This window comes from Janthinobacterium sp. HH104 (genome assembly GCF_001758715.1).
Classification (GTDB): domain Bacteria; phylum Pseudomonadota; class Gammaproteobacteria; order Burkholderiales; family Burkholderiaceae_D; genus Janthinobacterium; species Janthinobacterium aestuarii.
In genome coordinates this window covers 91,711-108,975 of the sequence record NZ_LRIB01000047.1, presented here as the reverse complement: position 1 = coordinate 108,975, position 17,265 = coordinate 91,711, and the positions used below count along the sequence as shown (strand labels likewise).

At 63.2% G+C, this 17,265-nt stretch carries 16 protein-coding genes; 4 read left to right on the top strand and 12 right to left on the bottom strand.

The annotated features are described in order from the left end of the window. Positions 1–70: 70 nt before the first annotated feature. From JAB6_RS21750 to JAB6_RS21725, 6 genes are read right to left on the bottom strand one after another with little or no spacing between them, the layout of a single operon-like run. Positions 71–649 (bottom strand): hypothetical protein, encoded by a 579-nt coding sequence (locus tag JAB6_RS21750; RefSeq protein WP_139143475.1) that lies wholly within the window; start codon positions 647–649, stop codon positions 71–73. Positions 650–680: 31 nt separating this feature from the next. Further along, on the bottom strand, positions 681–1,592 hold the full coding sequence (locus JAB6_RS21745; protein ID WP_070304480.1) for a glycerophosphodiester phosphodiesterase: 912 nt from the start codon (positions 1,590–1,592) through the stop codon (positions 681–683). Continuing rightward, entirely contained in the window at positions 1,567–3,207 is a 1,641-nt protein-coding gene (locus JAB6_RS21740) for a hypothetical protein (protein WP_254671740.1), read from the bottom strand. Before JAB6_RS21740 ends, JAB6_RS21745 begins: the two co-directional genes overlap by 26 nt. Position 3,208: 1 nt before the next feature. Then, positions 3,209–4,066 (bottom strand): hypothetical protein, encoded by an 858-nt coding sequence (locus JAB6_RS21735; protein ID WP_083292892.1) that lies wholly within the window; start codon positions 4,064–4,066, stop codon positions 3,209–3,211. Between the two features lie 27 nt (positions 4,067–4,093). Beyond that, the gene (locus JAB6_RS21730) at positions 4,094–5,119 is read right to left on the bottom strand and encodes a hypothetical protein (protein ID WP_070304479.1); all 1,026 of its coding nucleotides are present in this window, start codon (positions 5,117–5,119) and stop codon (positions 4,094–4,096) included. Then, positions 5,116–5,880: a hypothetical protein gene (locus JAB6_RS21725; protein WP_139143474.1), complete on the bottom strand. Its 765-nt coding sequence runs from the start codon at positions 5,878–5,880 to the stop codon at positions 5,116–5,118. The genes JAB6_RS21730 and JAB6_RS21725 overlap by 4 nt, the downstream gene beginning before the upstream one ends. Before the next feature lie 173 nt (positions 5,881–6,053). On the opposite strand from JAB6_RS21725, the gene JAB6_RS21720 reads away from it, so the two are divergent. The 4 genes from JAB6_RS21720 (at position 6,054) to JAB6_RS21705 (ending at position 10,418) form a co-directional block, all read left to right on the top strand. After that, on the top strand, positions 6,054–7,448 hold the full coding sequence (locus JAB6_RS21720; protein WP_070304477.1) for a caspase family protein: 1,395 nt from the start codon (positions 6,054–6,056) through the stop codon (positions 7,446–7,448). 75 nt (positions 7,449–7,523) lie between these two features. Further along, positions 7,524–8,333 (top strand): hypothetical protein, encoded by an 810-nt coding sequence (locus JAB6_RS21715; RefSeq protein WP_070304476.1) that lies wholly within the window; start codon positions 7,524–7,526, stop codon positions 8,331–8,333. A gap of 33 nt (positions 8,334–8,366) precedes the next feature. Next, complete coding sequence (locus tag JAB6_RS21710; protein ID WP_070304475.1) at positions 8,367–9,098, top strand: hypothetical protein; 732 nt, start codon at positions 8,367–8,369, stop codon at positions 9,096–9,098. A 54-nt stretch (positions 9,099–9,152) separates the two neighbouring features. Next, entirely contained in the window at positions 9,153–10,418 is a 1,266-nt protein-coding gene (locus JAB6_RS21705; protein WP_070304474.1) for a DUF6445 family protein, read from the top strand. A 112-nt stretch (positions 10,419–10,530) separates the two neighbouring features. Here the strand turns inward: JAB6_RS21705 and JAB6_RS21700 are convergent, their stop codons facing one another. The 6 genes from JAB6_RS21700 to JAB6_RS21675 form a co-directional block, all read right to left on the bottom strand. Further along, entirely contained in the window at positions 10,531–11,472 is a 942-nt protein-coding gene (locus JAB6_RS21700) for a LysR family transcriptional regulator (RefSeq protein ID WP_034752932.1), read from the bottom strand. A gap of 93 nt (positions 11,473–11,565) precedes the next feature. Further along, positions 11,566–12,504, bottom strand: coding sequence for a glycoside hydrolase family 43 protein (locus tag JAB6_RS21695; RefSeq protein WP_070304567.1), 939 nt, complete (start codon positions 12,502–12,504; stop codon positions 11,566–11,568). Between the two features lie 40 nt (positions 12,505–12,544). Next, a complete protein-coding gene (gene yjfF / locus JAB6_RS21690; RefSeq protein WP_035823670.1) occupies positions 12,545–13,519 on the bottom strand; it encodes a galactofuranose ABC transporter, permease protein YjfF in 975 nt (324 codons plus the stop codon). Next, complete coding sequence (locus JAB6_RS21685; RefSeq protein WP_070304473.1) at positions 13,516–14,598, bottom strand: ABC transporter permease; 1,083 nt, start codon at positions 14,596–14,598, stop codon at positions 13,516–13,518. Before JAB6_RS21685 ends, yjfF begins: the two co-directional genes overlap by 4 nt. Next, the gene (locus JAB6_RS21680) at positions 14,595–16,136 is read right to left on the bottom strand and encodes a sugar ABC transporter ATP-binding protein (RefSeq protein ID WP_070304472.1); all 1,542 of its coding nucleotides are present in this window, start codon (positions 16,134–16,136) and stop codon (positions 14,595–14,597) included. Before JAB6_RS21680 ends, JAB6_RS21685 begins: the two co-directional genes overlap by 4 nt. Positions 16,137–16,145: 9 nt before the next feature. Continuing rightward, a complete protein-coding gene (locus tag JAB6_RS21675) occupies positions 16,146–17,108 on the bottom strand; it encodes an ABC transporter substrate-binding protein (RefSeq protein ID WP_035823666.1) in 963 nt (320 codons plus the stop codon). Between the last annotated feature and the right edge of the window lie 157 nt (positions 17,109–17,265).

The window sequence follows — 17,265 nt, the reverse complement described above, 5'->3', positions numbered from 1 at the left end:
GCAAACATTATCGATGCTGCGGTGCGCAAAAAATGAGCAAAAAGCGGCCCTGTGCGGGCCGTTGGAAAAGCTATTTCTGGGGCTGCAAGGCATTCTGCTGCACGGCAAAACCGGCGCGCACGGCGGAGAGGGCCGCCACCCACAAGATCAGCCCGGCACCGAGACAGCCGGCGGGATCGAGGGGGCCATGGCGCAGCGTCAGCGGATAACCGACGGCCCACACGCACAGGGCCATGCCGATGGCCAGGTGGCGGCGCGCCTTGAACAGCCAGGCCAGCGGAAAGAAATGCAGACCCACGATCAAAATGACGGCAGGGATGAACCACGCCTGCAAGCCCATGTTTTTCAGGACGTTGCCGACGATGAAGATGGCGATCCACTGCCCGGCGTTGACGACATTGAACAGCCGGCCCACGCGCTTGACCTGCGGCGATTGTTCCGCCGCCGCATGCGCGGCCCGGTGGCGCCGGAACTGGCGCCACGCCAGCATGAGCAGCAAGACGGTGATTGCGGCCACCGGCAGCAGCCTTAAGGGATGCGCGCCATACGTCTGCACGCACCAGGCGGCCACCCACAGGCCGCCGAACAGGGAAAAGAACATGGCGCCGATGGCGCTGCCGGCAAGGTTGGCGGGGGTTGATGGTGGCATGGTCATGGCAGCACTGGGTGAGTGAAAAAACTTACTGCATCATCGCGCAAAACGTCTCGGGATTGCCGTCAAGGATGATGCCGCTGGGCCAGCGGTGGCTGCGCTGCTGCGCGCGCAACAGCGAGGCGGCCAGGGCCGAGTCGCCATCGACCGCGTAGACGAAGACGGGCATGCTCAGGCTGGCCGCATCGCTGAGCAGATTCGGATTGGCGTCCAGGCTGCGCGCATCCACGTGCACGCCCGTGGGCATGCCGATCTGCTGCTGCACGCGCTGCAGCCACGGCTTGTCGAGCTTGGGCGGGCGGGCATTTTTCGCGATATAGCGGCTGACCCGGTTGGTACCGGCCGCCTGCGCATTGCGCGCGTCGAACACGAGCAAGCCCAGATAACCCTGCGGATCGGCGCGGCGCGCGCACGCGAGGTTGTTCGGCACGCCCGACGTCAAGAACCAGTTGCCGTGCTTGATGTTCGCGCGCAACTGCCCCACCAGGGTGGCGATCGGTGCGCACGAGGACACGACATCCTTGATTTCCGCGTTCAGGGTTTTGGCCGGGAAAGCCGTGGCCAGGTCGGCGACATCGCTGACGAACGGCGGCGTTTCCGCCGTGGCCACGCCACGGTTCTTCATGCTGGCGGCGCGCCAGTCGTCGGCCGTCAATTGTTTCACGGTACGGGACGAACCCGTGTCGACGACTCTGCCCGTCAACAGGTCGTGGTGCACCACCCAGTTGCCGTCGCCGAGCAGCTGCAAATCCGTCTCGACGCCGTCCCAGGTGCCGAAATACGTGTTGCGCAGCGCGCTCAGCGAGTTTTCCGGCGCATTGCCGGCGCCACGGTGGGCATGCACCTTCATGCCCAGGCAGTCGGCCTGGACAGCCGTGCTGGCCATGGAAAGCAGCAAGGCCAGCGCGGCCGCCTTATTTTTGTCCCGGATGATAGCCATAGTGAATTCCCTGCAAAACGTGGATGCGGATCGCTTCGTTGACGGGGTAGCTGTAGCCCTGCCCCACCGCCACGACGTGCGTGATATTGGCCAGCAAGCCCTTGCCGGCGATTTGCCAGCGCGTGCTGTCGTCGGCGGCTTGGCGGTTCCAGTCCAGCATCTGGCGGAACAGCTCGCTCTTCGTGACATTATTGTCCGAGAGGGTAAAGATACCCCAGGTTCCCAGGAAGGCGCCAGCCAGCACGCCCGTGGCGATCCAGGCGGAACGGCGGCTCAGCTGGCCATCGGCGCCCGCCTGCTCGCCGCGGCGCGCCGCCAGCACCAGCAAGCCCACCGTGGCGATCAGGTACAGCAATTTCGAGAAATGGCCGATGGCGCCCAGCAAGGAGAAGAACAGGGCGACGGGCGGCACGATGGCCGCGCGCGCCGCTTCCTTACCCTCTTCAAAGTACTTGCCGCCCACTTCGAAATCGTTGCGGCTGGCGCGGTATTCCACGAGCTTTTCCGCCGTCTGGCGCGCGGCGAACTGGTCGAACAGGCGGCTGAATTCGGCAGGACTCGCATACGCGTCCTGCACCACGGCGCCTTTGGGCAAACGCAAGCCCTTGCTCGCTTCGCTGCCATCGCCGCCGTCCGGCCCGTCGCGCAGCACGGCCTGGATGCCGGGGCGCGCGACGAAGGCGGCGAAGGACAAGCCCGGCGGAATGCGGTCGCCCTTGATATGCAAGCCCTTGCTGGCCGCTTCCGACGCATAGCGGCGCTTGACGGCGGCGCGGAAGCTCAATTGGTCGGCAGGGTGCCAGTTGGCCGACACGGGCACCTTTTTGCGCACATTGTTGACGACGGCCGCCTTGCGCCGCGCCGGCACGGAATGCGGCTGCCAGCCGTGGCGCGACAGGCTTTGCCGGTAATCGTTCCACGCCGTTTCCTGCTGCTGGCGCAAGCCCGCATCGTCGTCGGGAATCATGCCCGAATACAGTTTCCACTTGTCGCGCACTTCGCCAATCGCCTTCTGATACTTGTCATAGTAACCGGCCGCGCCGCCGGCGATCTTGCGGACATTAAAATTGATCAACTGTTCCTTGGCCGGCTCCATGCGCTCATCGAGGTGGCCCACCGAGACGGCCAGGAAGGGGAACAGCGCGAGGAAGGCCTTGCCCTCGGGCTTGGCAAACAGGGTGGCGTCATCGACCAGGCCCTGTAATTGCAGGCTGCCGCCCACCAGCGAGCGCTGCATCAGGGTCGTGTTGAAGGCCAGGCGGCGAAATTGCGCATCGCGCGTTTCGACCAGCACCGTGACCGTGGTCTTCAAAATACCGAACACGACCGCCGCCGTGGCAACACAGCAAAAGATGATCTTTTTCCAGCTGGGGCCGCTGCCATTGTTCTTCAGGCGGCGGCGCCACATCAGTTGCAACACCACCAGCGCGGCGGCGATGCCCGACAGGCTGCGGCCATAGAATTCCACGCCTTCCACGTCCTGCGGCTTGACGTCGCCGCCCACCACGTCGAGCAAACGGGCATTGAAGCCCAGCTCGAAGCACAAATACATGATCGTCAGGACGATCAGGATCAAGGTCTGCCGGATCTGCAGACTGCGCAAACTCGCGGCCATCTTATTTCCTCAAATCGATGACGACGGGCTTGATCTCTTCGGCCTGGAAGATCATCGGCGCCGCCGGGGCAGCCGCCGCGGCACGCGGTGCAGGCTGGCTGAGGACGGCGGACGTTGCCGCCCTGGCTGCTGGCTCCTGGCGGCGCGGCTTGGCGCTGGCGCGGCTGCCCGTTTTCGGCGTGGCAACGGGAGCCGGAGCGGCCGCCGGCGGCGCCGGGATCACGCGCCCGCTGTCGCTGCCGGGCGTGGTGGCGATGGCCGGGCCCGTGCCGCGCAAGGCGTCGTCGGCAAACGGCTGGGCGCGCGTATCGACGCCGGGCGGCACGGCCACGCTGGCGTTGAGCAGGCGGTTGTCCGTGTAGATCATGCGCGACAGGCGGTTGTAGTTGGGGAAGTCGATATTGAGCGATTTGCCATCGGCCGCCAGCTCCACGCGGGGACGGTCCTTGCAATTGCCGACCGTCCACTGCAGCACGTCCGTGCCCTGGAAAGCCAGCACTTCATAGCGGTAGGCGCAGCCGCGTTCCTGCGTTTCCACGATCACCACCGTGCGCTCGCCCACGTTTTCCACGCGCGCCACGCGGGCCGTGATGGCGTTGGCCAGCGGCACGACGCGAAACGCCTGCGACAGCTTGATCGAATACTTGCCTTGCGGATCCTTGCGCAAGGTCCCTTCCGTGCCGTCGCGCAGGCGGAAGGTGGAAATCGGCGTGCCGAACAGCTCGGCCGTATCGAGGCCCATCAACACGCCGCCACGGCCGTTCGGCGTCATGGCGCAGCCCGTCAACAGGACGCCGGCAGCCACGCCAGCGATCAATGTGCGCCAGTGCGCGGATGCAAAGTTCTTATACGTTGTCATGCTTGATAACTTTCTCTTATTTCTGGGTCAGGGATTGATGACGGCCAGCGGATTGCCCGGGCCTGGCGGCGGCAAGACTTTCTGACGGTTGCGCGACAGCACGGTGAAGGCACCCAGGGTGTCCGGTCCGGCGACGATTTCCAGCTGCTCGCGCTGCAGCCAGGTGCGGATTTCCGCCTCCGTTGCCTCGGCGCGGAACAGCACGCGCGTGCGCACGCCCGTCTCGACGCCGCTGCCGCCGCTGCGGAACTCCGCATTGCCGACGACGGCGCCCTCTTTCGGCAGGAACAGCCACGCCGATTGCACCACCATCACGCTGGCGGCCACGGCCGTGACGACTTTCAGCCAGCGGTTGGTATTGGCCGCCCGCACCGGCGTCTTCATCTGTGGCGCGGCGGCATCGGCCAAAGCGATCTGCAACTGCTGCAAGCCCTGGCGCAGCAGTTGGCGGTAGGCCACGCGGCCATCCTTGCCCAGCTCGCTCGACAGCGGTGTGCCGGTCAAGGCGTAATCATCGCCGGGCAAGGCCACGCGGGCGATCACGCCGGGCGCCGCGGTGGCGCCATTCGCGCGGCCATGCAGCTCCAGCCAGCGCGCCGCCTGCAGGCGCTCCTGGCTGAACACGCCCAGGCAGGCGCCCAGGTCCGTCACGGCCAGGGCCACCGGCATGTCGCACAGCACCAGGCCTGCGCGCGGGTCGGCGGGCGCGTCGCGCTCCTCGACCACGAGGCCGCAGGCGTCCGCGTATGCCGTGTCCGGCGTGACGAGCCAGCCGCGCCAGCGCTGCCGCGTGCTGTCCCAGGCGTCGAGCAGCACGGCGCCAAAGCCGGGAAGGCGCGCCAGCAGGTGAATCTGCCCGCCGGCGATGGGCCGCGCGGCCAGCGGCGCCGCGTCGCTGCGGCGCTCGAAACGTTGCAGCAGGTGTTCCGGCACGGCAATGCCGCGCCAGTCGGGGGTAGTGCCCGCCACGTCCCCCTCCAGCAATTCAGCGGAAGATGGAGGCGACGGCAGGCGCGCGGCAACGATGGCCAGCGAGGGCGTCAATGCGTTCATGCCGTTGGCCTTTCATCAGGGTTCGGGTGGATGGACACGGGATCCATGTGCAGGGATAACGCGGCCACGCACAAAATATCCAAAACTATTTGCGCCGCCTGCATATCGCGCGCGGCCAGGGCATCGCCCACGCGCAGCTTGAGCAGGTTCAAGACCCAGCTGCCCAGCAAGGTGGCGCGGTGGGCCGGCTCGACGATCTGGCGCCCCGCGCTATTGGCCTCGCCCTTCTGCCTGTGCACCAGGCCTAATTTTCCGCCGTGGTAATGCGCGGAAGCGATCTGTTCGGCCAGTTCCTTGACGGGCATGCCGCCGCAGCCGCAATGGCGCAGCAGCAAAATCAAGTCGTGCGGCAATGTAGTGATGAACACGTCGGCCGCGTCGCGCACTTGCTGCGGCGTGAGCTGGTAGTCGCGCAGCGGTTCTGCATACGCATCGGGCGCGCGCAGCTCGCAGCCTTCTTGCGCATCGGCATCTTCGTCATCGCGCTGCTTGCGCAACTGGTCGATGATGAAGCGCTTGAAGTACAAAAACAGGGCGCCGATGTGGTGGGGGACCGCGTCGCTGTCGCCGTGCAGGACTTTTTCAATGAAGAACTGGTGGCGCAAGTCGGCCAGCGAGTCGCCCAGCGACGCCGCCTCGCGCGGACGGCACGGCGTCAGCGCGGCGATGACGCGCTGGTAAAACTCGCCGAGTTCGCCTTGTGTCAGCTGCTGGCGGCGGGTCCAGAAAGCATGAATCCGTTCAAATTGTTCCGATTGCAAAGCCGGTCCGATCGTGTGTTGGGCGGCACGCGCCACTGGCCGGCGGCGACGTACCGTGCGCTGGCCAGACAAGAGAAACTTGTCAGTAAGGTAAAATGCATTTAAGCAATTTTCTCATATCACAGTCAAAATCGCTAACTTTTGTTACTTTCACGACAATTCCCGAGACGCCGATGCATCGCCTGATTCCCCTGTTTTTCAGCATCCTCTTTTTACTCTGCGGTAACGTCGTGCAGGCGGCCGTGGGCAATGCCGCCAGCGGCCCCGGCAAGCGCATCGCCCTCGTAATCGGCAATGCGGCCTATCCGCAGCCTCTATTGAATCCCGTGAACGATGCGCGCGCCATGGCCGAGCGCCTGCGCCGCCTGGGCTTTGACGTGCTGTTGCGCACGGACATCAATGCGCAACAGCTGCAAAAGGCGTCGGCCGAGTTTTCCACGCAGGCGCGCGGCGCCGATATCGCCCTCGTGTTTTACGCGGGCCACGGCGCGCAGGCAGGAGAAGCGAACTATGTGCTGCCGCTGGGCGCCAACATGCATGCGCTCAGTGCGGCCGCCATCGCCGCGCAGGGCGTGTCCGTTTCCAGCCTGGCCGGTGATTTGCAACGCACGGGCGCGCGCGGCGCCGTGCTGATCCTCGACGCTTGCCGCCAGGAATATACGCGCGGCGGCGCCGTGGCGATTCCCGGCGGTGGCAACGTGGCCAGCCACGGCTTTGCCGATACGGCCGCGCCACGCGGCGTGGTGATCGCCTATTCGGCAGGTCCCGGCGCCCTGGCGCGCGACTTCTGGTCGCCCGATTCGCGCAACAGCCCCTACACGAGCGCCCTGCTCGACGCGCTCGATGCGCCGGGCTTGCCGATGAGCGATGTGTTTTCGCAAGTGGCGGCCAGGGTTGCAGCCATGACGCACGACGTGCAAAAGCCGCGCGTATCGTTCGGCGAAACGTCGGCGCGCCTGGTGCTGAACATGGGCAGCGGCAAGGGCGTCAGCCAGGCAACGCCAGGCGTGCTGGCCGGCGAGCAAGGCCAGGGCGGCGTGCGCGCGCCTGCGCCAACGGTGGAAAAGCCGGCCGCTCCGGGCGCCAAGGTGTGGCCAGGCAATGTACTGCAAGACATCAACTATGAAATCCGCATGCAGATCGCGGCCCGTCCATTTCCCCGCCAGCAACTGGAAAAACGCGCACGGGGCGGAGATTTAGTGGCGCTGACGGCCCTCGGCTATGGCATCGGCGGCGGCGACGCCGGCATCAAGCAGCCGAAGGCCGGCATGCAGTGGCTGGAAAAGGCGGCCGCGAAAGATTTTCCGATTGCCCAGACCTATCTGGCGGAATTGCTGATGGTCAAGGGCGATCCCGCTTCGCTGAAACGGGCGGGCGTGCTGCTGGACGCCGCCTCGCAGGCGGGCTACAGCCCCGCCCATGCGTATAAATTCGACCTGGCGCGGCGCACGGGCGCGCCGCCGCAGGATGCGGCCCGGCATTTGCAGGATGCTTTCATGGGCTTGATGAAGGATTACCAGGGCGCCGCCAAGGACATGATGCAGCCGCCAAAAAATAATTCAAAATAATTTTAGATTTCCCTGAACTGCCCCCGTTATCCGTGGGTACATGCAATAGAGCATGACAGTGACCAGGGAAATCTCATGCAACCATCCACCACCACCGGCCAGCGTGGCCGTATCCTCGCCTACCAACCGAGCGGACAGGGTTCCGTCAGCGTGGCCGGCATTCAACATGCGTTCGACGTGGCCACGCACTGGCGCTCGGACGTGGCACCCGCCATCAACGCCGTCGTCGACGTGCGCTTCGATGAGGCCGGCAGCCTCGCCACCGTCAGTGCCGTAGCGACACAGCAACTGGCGCAAGAAGAGATGGCCGGCGCGGCGAAACTGGCGCGCGAAAAAAGCCAGCAGCTGTGGGGCCAGGCCGTGTCCGCCCTGGGCATCAAGGTGCTGGCCAGCCTCGGCGTCCTGATCGCCGGCGCCTTTATCTTCAACACCATCGGCATCCGTTTGTTCGCCTCCGTCTCGCGCACCTACTGGCAATTGCTGGGCTTGTCCGCCGACAGCCTGGAAAGCTTTGCCCGCGATGGCGGCGGCGGTTTTACGTCGGCACAATTTTTCTTCCTGCTGGCCATTGCTGGATGCTGCGCCACCATGGTTAGCCGCCATCCGAAAGCGGCGCTGGGCAAGTGTGCGCCCTTGCTGTTCATCGTCATCCACAGCAGCTTGCTGTTCATCAAGATCAAGGGCACCGTCAGCGATGCGGGCAGCGCCATGGGCGGCATCATGGGCACCCGCGCGGCCCGCATGGCCGAGCAGATGGCCAGCGAAATGCTGGGGCAAGTGTGGCAAGGCCTCTCGTTCGGCATCGGTTTTTACCTGGTGCTGGCGTCTTCCATCGTCCTGGCCGCTTACGGCGTCGGCGAATACAAACGTAAAACCATCGGCTAATTCACCTCTTACACATTCATTGAAGGAAATATCATGCAACGTACCCTCCCTGCCCTGCTCGCCATCGCCGTCCTGCTGTCCGCCTGCGGTAAAACAGAGACCGCCACACCGGCCGCCTCCGCTCCCGTCGCCGCGAATGTCGCCGACATGGCCGCCAAGGCGCAAGTGAAGGCAGCCGCCGCCAGCCTGCCGCAAGCGGACGCTGCCACGCCCACGTCCAGCTATGTCGACATCACGAGCGGCCACCAGCTGATGTATAGCTACCTCGCCTTGTCCGGCGTGCCGCCCGACTACGCGGCCGTGGCCCAGCGCATCTCGCGCGAATATGCGGGCAGCAACGACGCCTTCCGCAAGCAGGAAGTGCTCGAAGCCCTGAAACCGCAGATCGACGCCAAGGTCAATGAAGCGAAAACCAAGCGCTACCTGCGCTACCAGATCAATGGCCAGGGCGCACTGTCGCCGTACGCGATGGACAAGGCCGCCTTCCCCGCCAAGTTCGCCGACGCGGGCACGTATTACTACATGTACGACAACGGCGACTACAAGCTGGCTTTCACGAATGGCGACGGTTATTCGCTGCTGAAAGTGGACCAGGAGGCGGCGCGCAAGATCGAAGCGGCGCGCAGCGGCTACAAGGATTTCGCCATCGTCGTGTATGCCTACGCCCAGGAAGCGGACATGGCCAGCAACCAGGTCAAGGCGCAGATCGTCAAGGTGGCGATCAAGCTGAACGGGGAAGAAATTCCCGTCAGCCAGGCACGGTAGAACGGGCTCGGTTACACTGTTCGCCACATTGCATCGGGATCGGGATCGGGACATATGGGCGAACAGACACTGGCGGAACAACATCTGGCAAACGGGCAAGGGCTGCAGCAAGCGGGCAAGCTGATCGAAGCGATCAACGCCTACCAGGCCGCGTATAAACTGAACCCGGCCCTGGCCGAAGCGCAGCATTTCCAGGGCCTGGCGATGCTGGAGCTGGGCCATGGCGCCATCGGCCTGGGTTTGCTGAAACTGTCGCTCAAGCAGCAACCGGACAACGCCCTGTTCCATTACAACCTCGGTAACGTGCTGCGCGGTACGGACAGCGACGCGGCGCTGGCCAGCTACGCCACGGCGGCGCGGCTGGCGCCGCACGAACATGATTTCGCCATCAGCCATGCGGAATTGCTGATGGGAAAACAGCGGCTGATGGATACCATCGCCGAACTGGAACGGGCCCACGCCCTGCGTCCGCAGCGTTGGCAAACCCTGCAGGGACTGGCCGAGCTGTACTACCGCACGGGACAGCAGGAACTGGCCTTGACCCGCTACGCGCAAGGCCTGGCGCTGCATGCGCCACTGGCGCAAACGTGCCGCATCGGCTTTGCCAGCCCCTGCACGGACAACACGGAACGGCTGACGGCGCCCGACGTGCCGGCAAGCTTGCACGATTTCCTGCGCGAAACGGATTTGCACATCCTCGACGATTTCCTGCCCGATCCCGCCGCCTGGCGCGCGCAAGCGCTGGCGTTGCCGTTCGAGCAGCAGCGCTATGCGGGGCAAAACTATCCAGGCAGCCAGACGGCGGGCCAACCCAGCCAGGCCATCATGGAACGCATCGCCACGGCGCTGGGCCGCCCCATCCGTTTCATTTCACCCGACAACGGTTCCTACCGCCTCAGCTATGCGGACGCCATGGCGCGCACCGATATCCACGTGGATAACGAGACGGGCAACAATTTCAATTTCTATGCGGGCGTGCTGTATCTGAACCCGCCCGAGCAGTGCCAGGGTGGCACCACCTTCTGGCGCCACCAGCCCAGCGGCTGGTACCGGCGATTACCCGAAGCGGACGTGAAAGCGGGAGGCTACGCCAGCTTCAAGGATTTCCAGAAACGCTGGCTGCCGAACAGTAAAGTGCAGAAATTCAATGACTTGCAGGAACAGCGCGACAGTTGGCAAGCGCTGCTGGAAGTACCGATGCGCCACAACCGCCTGATCGTCTACAAGGGACACTATTTCCACTCGATCAGCAATGTGTTTGGCGACACGCCGGAGAATGGGCGGCTGGTGCAGTTGTTTTTCTTTGAAGTACCGGATTGAGCATGCTGCGCGGATATTGTCGGATTACGCCCTGCGGGCTAATCCGACCTACCATGTGGCGTAGGTCGGATTAGCGGAACGCGTAATCCGACACAACCACCACCGCGTCGAGTCAATACATATCCGCCGCCGTGGCCCGCACGGCCTTGAGCAGCATATCCGCCCCCGGCGACAGCAAGTGGTCCTGCTGCCGGATGATGCCGAACGCATCCATCTTGCACGGCAGCTCGATGGGCAAGATGCTCAGCACGTTCAACGATTCGTAGTAATGGGCCACTTCCGTCGGCATCACGTGCAGCGAGTCCGTCTGCTGCAGTAAGGACGTGATCAGGAGCAAGGCGGTGGTGTCGACCACGTCCACGGGCGGTTCCTGGCCCGCGCGGCGAAACATCATGTCGAAGCGGTGGCGCAGGATACTGCCTTGCGGCGGTAGAATCCACGGCTGGCCCGCCAAATCCTTCAATTGCAGATTCTTGCGCGACAGCAGCGGATGGCCATTGCGCGCCACGGCGCTGGCCGGCTCTTCCGTCAATTCCTCGTAGATGAGTCCCGCGCTGCTTTCCTTTTCCAGGATGCGCCCGATCATGAAATCGAGGGTGCCGTGCTGCAGCATGTCCATCAGCGTATTGCTGTGCTCCAGATGCACGCCGATGCGCATCAACGGCGCCTGCTGCTTGATGCGGGCAATCGCGCGCGGCAGCAAGGCCATGGCCGGCGTCATGATGACGCCCACTTCCACCTGGCCCGTCAGGCCCGACTTCAGGGCAACGATGTCGTCATGCGCCAGCGACAGGCTCGTCAGGGCCATGCGCGCGTGGCGTATCATCGTCTCGCCGTAGATGGTCGGCTCCATGCCGCGTGGCAACCTGTCAAACAGGCGCACGTCCAGCATCTCTTCCAGGTCCTTGATTTGCTTGGACGCGGCCGGCTGCGTCATGTGCAATTCTTCCGCCGCGCGGTGGATGTTGCGCTGCTCATCAAGGGCGATCAACAGCAGCAATTGCCGCGTCTTCAGGCGGGCTCGCAAGAACCAGTTGGGGTTGAGGGTATCCATGAATAAATCATATCATGATCGATATCAGTTTTAATTCAATATCGATGTTATAGATATCGGTATGTCTCCTTTTTATACTTGGCCAACAAGCGTTCACAATGCCTCGCAGGCGGCGCTCGGGTTGGCGGCCGGGCCAGCCGTTTGCCGGATGAATTCGATCGTGCCGTCCGGCTTGTATTTCAGCTCTTCCACGGCCACGGAACGCCGGTATTCTCCGCCGCCGGGCAACTTGTCGTTGTGATAGAAGATGTAGGACTTGCCATTGAACTCGATGATGGCCTGGTGAATGGTTTTCACGACGGCATTCTTGTCCATGATGGTACCGCGGAAATGCCAGGGCCCCGTCGGTGTCGGCCCCGTCGAATACGCCGTCTCCTCGGGGAAATTGCGCGAGTACGACAAATAATACGTACCGGCATGCTTGTGCATATAGGCCGCTTCCGTGAACGCATCCATGCCGAAGGTCAGAATCGGGCCGTCCAGCTCCGTCATGTTGGCTTTCAGCTTGGCGTATTTCAAGACCGTGTTACCCCAGTAAATGTAGGCCTGCCCATCCGTGTCGATAAAGACGGCCGGGTCGATATCGTCCCAGGGAATGGCCGTCTGCTTCGTCATGTCGTTGGTGATCAGAGCGCTGCCGCGCGCATCGACGAACGGCCCGGTCGGGCTGTCGGAGACGGCCACGCCGATGGCTTTGCCGGGAATGGTTTTATGGTCGACGGTCGAATAGAAATAGTATTTATTGCCGCGCTTGACGATGTCACCTGCCCACGCATCCTTGCCGGCCCACGCGAAGGTGGAAAAGCGCACGGGCGAGCCGTGATCCGTCCAGTTCGCCATGTCGCACGAGGAATATACGCGCCACTCGTGCATGAGGTAATCCGTATCCGTGGCGCTCGCTTCATCGTGGCCCACGTACAGGTACACCCTGCCATTGTCGACCAGCGCGGCCGGGTCGCCCGTGTAGATATCCTTGACGATGGGGTTGGCCGCCTGCGCGCCGAATGGGGCGCAGGCGAGCGCCGCCGCCATGCCGATGGTTGCGGCAAGTTTATTCTTGTGAAACATGGTATTAGCTCCGATTGGTATTCTTCTGGCCCATGGCCATCAGTCTTTGCACGACGCAAAAGACGAACAGCAAGCCGCCGATGACGATCTTGGTCCACCACGAGCTGAGCGTGCCGTCGAAGGCGATCAGGGTCTGGATGGTACCGAGCACAAGCACGCCCGACAGCGCGCCCGCCACATAGCCGTAGCCGCCGCTGAGCAGGGTGCCGCCGATGACGACGGCGGCAATCGCGTCCAGTTCCGTGCCTTGCGCATGCAAGCCATAGCCGGACAGCATGTAGAACGAAAACAGCACGCCGCCGAGCGCGGCGCAAAAGCCGCTGAAGGCATAGATAAAGACCTTGGTGCGGCCCACGGGCAGCCCCATCATCAGGGCCGACTGTTCATTGCCGCCGATCGCATACACGGCGCGGCCGAACGGCGTGGCGTGCGCCAGCCAGATGGCCAAGAGCAACGTGATCACGGCGATCACGACGCCCGGCGAAACGAAGCCACCGAGAAACTGTAACTGCGTCTGCGACATGGCCACGAACAGCGGGTCGTCGATGGTGATGGAATTGATGCTGATCAAGTAGCACAGCCCGCGCGCCAGAAACATGCCGGCCAGGGTGACGATGAAGGGCTGCAATTTGAAGTAATGAATCAGCGCGCCCATGCTGGCGCCAAACACGGTGCCCAGTGCCAGCACCGTGACGATCACCAAGAGCGGCGGCCAGTGCGCCACGTTCAGCAGCCAGGCGGCGATCATGGTCGACAGGGCCAGCACGGAACCGACAGACAGATCGATGCCGCCGGAAACGATGACGAAGGTCATGCCGACGGCGATCACCAGCAAAAAGGCGTTATCGATCAACAGGTTAAAGATCACTTGCGTCGACAGCAGGCCCGGATAGGCGGCGCCGCCCAGGCCCAGCATCACCACCAGCAGCAGGACCGTGACGAGCGAGGTGAAATACGGGGTATGCAGCAAGCCCTTCATGCTTTTCTCCGATGCAGCAATTGCTTGAATTCCGACGATTGCGACAGGCAGACGAGGAAGACGACGACCGACTTGACGACCATGTTCACTTCCGGCGGCACGCCCAGCGAATAGATCGTGTAGGTCAGGGTCTGGATGATGAGGGCGCCGATCATGCTGCCAACGAGACTGAACTTGCCGCCAGCCAAGGAGGTACCGCCCAGGGTGACTGCCAGGATGGCGTCGAGTTCCAGCATCAGGCCCGCGTTATTGGCGTCGGCGCTCTTGATGTTCGAGCTGATCATCAGGCCCGACAGGCCCGCGCAGGCGGCGCAAAACACGTAGACGAAAAAGATCAGCGTCGCCGTCTTGATGCCGGCCAGGCGCGCGGCGACGGGGTTGATGCCGACGGCCTGGATAAACAGGCCCAGGGCCGTCTTGCGCATCAGCACGGCCGTGATGATGAACACGGCAGCGACGAGGAACAGCGAAAACGGCAAGCCGAACAGGTAACCGCTGCCGATGAAAAAGAACGGTTGATAATAGACGGTGACGATCTGCCCATCCGTCAGCAATTGCGCCAGGCCACGCCCCGCCACCATCAGTATCAATGTCGCGACGATGGGTTGCAAGCCGAGGCCCGCCACCAGCACGCCATTCCAGGCGCCGCACAACAAGGCGGCGCCCAGGGCGGCCGCCAGGGCCCAGCCCATCGGGATATTGCTCACGTAGGTCGGCACGCCGTTGTCCATCACCATGGTGCCGCCGATCAGCATGGCGGCCACCGTGCCGGACAGGGCCACGACGGCGCCCACGGAAATGTCGATGCCGCGCGTGGCGATGACCAGGGTCATGCCCAGGGCCGCCAGCATCAGCGGGGCGGCACGGTTGACGATGTCGATCACGCTGCCGTACAGGTGGCCGTCGCGCACTTCCAGGTGAAAAAAGCCGGGGATGGCAAAGAAGGCCACCAGCAACAGCAGCAACAGCGCGGCCAGGGGCCGGCTCAAGGGGTGGTGCAGAACGGTATGCAAGGCGGACGTACCCGTAGTGGAAGCCGGACGCGCCAGGGGCGCGTTCGATGGCGTGGATAAACTCATGTGGCGTCTCCGGCGATCACTTGCAGCACGGAGCTGTCGTCGAGCTCGCCGCGCGCATAGTCGCCGCAAGCTTTGCGGTCGCGCATGACGAGAATACGGTCGCTGCAGCGCAGCACTTCCGGCAGCTCCGACGAGATGAACAGGATGGCCATGCCCTTGCGGCACAGCTTGCTCACATAACTCATGATTTCCTGCTTGGCGCGCACGTCGATGCCGCGCGTCGGTTCATCGAGAATCAGCATGGCCGGCGACGTCACCAGCCAGCGCGCCAGCAAAGCTTTCTGCTGATTGCCGCCCGACAGGCTGCCAATCGGCGTTTCAATGCTGGCCGTCTTGATGCCCAGCGCCTTCACATACTCATCGGCCAGCGCCTGCTGGCGTTTGAACGGGATGGCGCGCAGCAAGCCCGTGCGGGCCTGCAAGGCCAGGATGATGTTTTCGCGCACGGACAGCGACAAAATCGCCCCCTCGTGCTTGCGGTCTTCCGAGCAAAAGCCGATGTCCTGGGCAATCGCGTCGCGCGGCACGTTGAACTGGCGTATCTTTCCCTGCATGACGATGCTGCCGGAATCGGCCTTGTCGGCGCCGAACAGCAAACGCGCCAGTTCCGTGCGCCCCGAACCGAGCAAGCCGGCCAGGCCCAGCAATTCACCCTGGCGGATGTGGAAATCCATGGGCAGCAAGGCGCCCTTGCGGCCCAGTCCCTGCGCTTCGAGCACAGTCGGACCGAAGCTGGCGGCGCCCGCTTCTTGCGCCAGGTCCAGCGTTTGCTCCTGCGTGTCGGCCGCCACGCCGATCATTTTATTGACCAGCGCCAGGCGCGACAGTTCGCTGCACGCGTATTCGCCCTCGCGCTCGCCATTGCGCATGACGGTGATGCGGTCGGAAATGGCGTAGGTCTGGTCGAGGAAGTGGGTCACAAACAGAATCGCCATGCCCTGCTCGCGCAGGCGGCGCAGCACGGAAAACAGCAGATTGACTTCCGCCTCGTCCAGGCTGGACGTGGGTTCATCGAGGATCAGCACGCGGGCCGAAATGTTCAGTGCGCGCGAAATAGCCACCATTTGCTGGATCGCCAGCGGAAAGCTGGACAATTGCGCCGTGACATCGATATCGATCTGCAATTGCTGCAGTAAGGCACGCGCCTGCTGCTGCATGGAACGCCAGTTGATGGCGCCAAAGCGGCGCGGGTAGCGGCCAATAAAGATGTTTTCCGCCACCGACAGGTTCGGGCACAGATTGACTTCCTGGTACACGGTGCTGATGCCGAGCAACTGCGCATCCGAGGTGGACGCGGGCGCGATGGGCTTGCCGTCAAACAGGATCTGGCCGCTGTCGGGCGTGTAGACGCCCGTCAGCACCTTGATCAGCGTCGATTTCCCGGCGCCGTTCTGCCCCATCAAGGTGTGCACTTCACCCGGATACAGGCGCAGGGCAACGTCGCTGAGGGCTTTGACGCCAGGAAAGGACTTGCTGATGCCGCGCAACTCCAGCAAGGGAGCTGGCGCGGCGTTGTGTTGCGCTTGCGTATTCATCATGCGGCAAGCTTAGTACTTACGGTTCGGGAATTCCTTGGCGGCCACCTCGGCAGGGAACACGCCTTCCACCGTCGTGATGCGCGCTGGCACGGGCTTGCCGGCCACCACGTCGCGGGCGATCGACATCAATTGCGGGCCCAGCAGCGGGCTGCATTCGACGGTGACGTTCAGCTTGCCGGCGATCATGGCTTCGAACGCGCCTTTGACGCCATCGATCGAGATGATGATGATGTCCTTGCCCGGTTTCATGCCCGCTTCTTCTATGGCCTGGATGGCGCCGATGGCCATGTCGTCATTGTGCGCGTACAGCACGTTGATCTTCTTGCCTTCGGCCTTCAGGAACGCTTCCATCACTTCCTTGCCCTTGGCGCGCGTAAAGTCGCCCGTTTGCGAACGGATGATCTTCAATTTCGGATTCTTGCCGATGACTTCCTGGAAGCCTTCCTTGCGGTCGATGGCCGGCGCGGAACCGACCGTGCCTTGCAGCTCGACGATGTTCAGTTGCGCGTCCGGGGTTTTCTTGGCGTGCTCGAGCAGCCATTGGCCGGCGCGGCGGCCCTCTTCCACGAAATCGGAACCGATGAAGGTCACGTACAGCGATTTGTCGGCGACATTGACGGCGCGGTCCGTCAGGATGACGGGAATCTTGGCAGCCTTGGCTTCGCGCAGAACCGTATCCCAGCCGGACTCAACGACGGGCGAGAAGGCGATCACGTCGACTTTTTGCGCGATGAACGAGCGCAGGGCCTTGACCTGGTTTTCCTGTTTTTGCTGCGCATCGGCAAATTTCAGGGTGACGCCATCTTTCTTGGCCGCATCCTTGATGGAGACGGTATTGGCGGTGCGCCATTCGCTTTCGGCACCCACCTGCGAAAAGCCCATGACGAGGGGCTTGGCGGCAAAGGCGGAAGAAGTAGCGGACAGTGCCAACAACATGGCGCTGGCGAGGAGTGTGCGGCGTGTCAATTTCATTCTTGTCTCCAGTTTTTTTTGGAATACCATCACAGCCGGATGCCGGATGGGCGGTTTTTTATGAACCCATGGTAGGAGAAAGCAACATAGCCATCCAATCAATTCTTTTTCGCTTGTGATATCGATTTGCGTATCACCTGCCGCCCATCCCCTGCCC

Excerpts from the sequence above, each read along its gene's own strand:
- JAB6_RS21685 (WP_070304473.1), bottom strand. The coding sequence starts at position 14,598 with ATGAGTTTATCCACGCCATCGAACGCGCCCCTGGCGCGTCCGGCTTCC.
- JAB6_RS21715 (WP_070304476.1), top strand. The coding sequence starts at position 7,524 with ATGCAACCATCCACCACCACCGGCCAGCGTGGCCGTATCCTCGCCTAC.
- JAB6_RS21720 (WP_070304477.1), top strand. The coding sequence starts at position 6,054 with ATGCATCGCCTGATTCCCCTGTTTTTCAGCATCCTCTTTTTACTCTGC.
- JAB6_RS21750 (WP_139143475.1), bottom strand. The coding sequence starts at position 649 with ATGCCACCATCAACCCCCGCCAACCTTGCCGGCAGCGCCATCGGCGCC.
- JAB6_RS21705 (WP_070304474.1), top strand. The coding sequence starts at position 9,153 with ATGGGCGAACAGACACTGGCGGAACAACATCTGGCAAACGGGCAAGGG.
- JAB6_RS21680 (WP_070304472.1), bottom strand. The coding sequence starts at position 16,136 with ATGATGAATACGCAAGCGCAACACAACGCCGCGCCAGCTCCCTTGCTG.
- JAB6_RS21745 (WP_070304480.1), bottom strand. The coding sequence starts at position 1,592 with ATGGCTATCATCCGGGACAAAAATAAGGCGGCCGCGCTGGCCTTGCTG.
- JAB6_RS21675 (WP_035823666.1), bottom strand. The coding sequence starts at position 17,108 with ATGAAATTGACACGCCGCACACTCCTCGCCAGCGCCATGTTGTTGGCA.
- JAB6_RS21730 (WP_070304479.1), bottom strand. The coding sequence starts at position 5,119 with ATGAACGCATTGACGCCCTCGCTGGCCATCGTTGCCGCGCGCCTGCCG.
- yjfF (WP_035823670.1), bottom strand. The coding sequence starts at position 13,519 with ATGAAGGGCTTGCTGCATACCCCGTATTTCACCTCGCTCGTCACGGTC.
- JAB6_RS21695 (WP_070304567.1), bottom strand. The coding sequence starts at position 12,504 with ATGGCGGCGGCGCTCGCCTGCGCCCCATTCGGCGCGCAGGCGGCCAAC.
- JAB6_RS21700 (WP_034752932.1), bottom strand. The coding sequence starts at position 11,472 with ATGGATACCCTCAACCCCAACTGGTTCTTGCGAGCCCGCCTGAAGACG.
- JAB6_RS21710 (WP_070304475.1), top strand. The coding sequence starts at position 8,367 with ATGCAACGTACCCTCCCTGCCCTGCTCGCCATCGCCGTCCTGCTGTCC.
- JAB6_RS21740 (WP_254671740.1), bottom strand. The coding sequence starts at position 3,207 with ATGGCCGCGAGTTTGCGCAGTCTGCAGATCCGGCAGACCTTGATCCTG.
- JAB6_RS21735 (WP_083292892.1), bottom strand. The coding sequence starts at position 4,066 with ATGACAACGTATAAGAACTTTGCATCCGCGCACTGGCGCACATTGATC.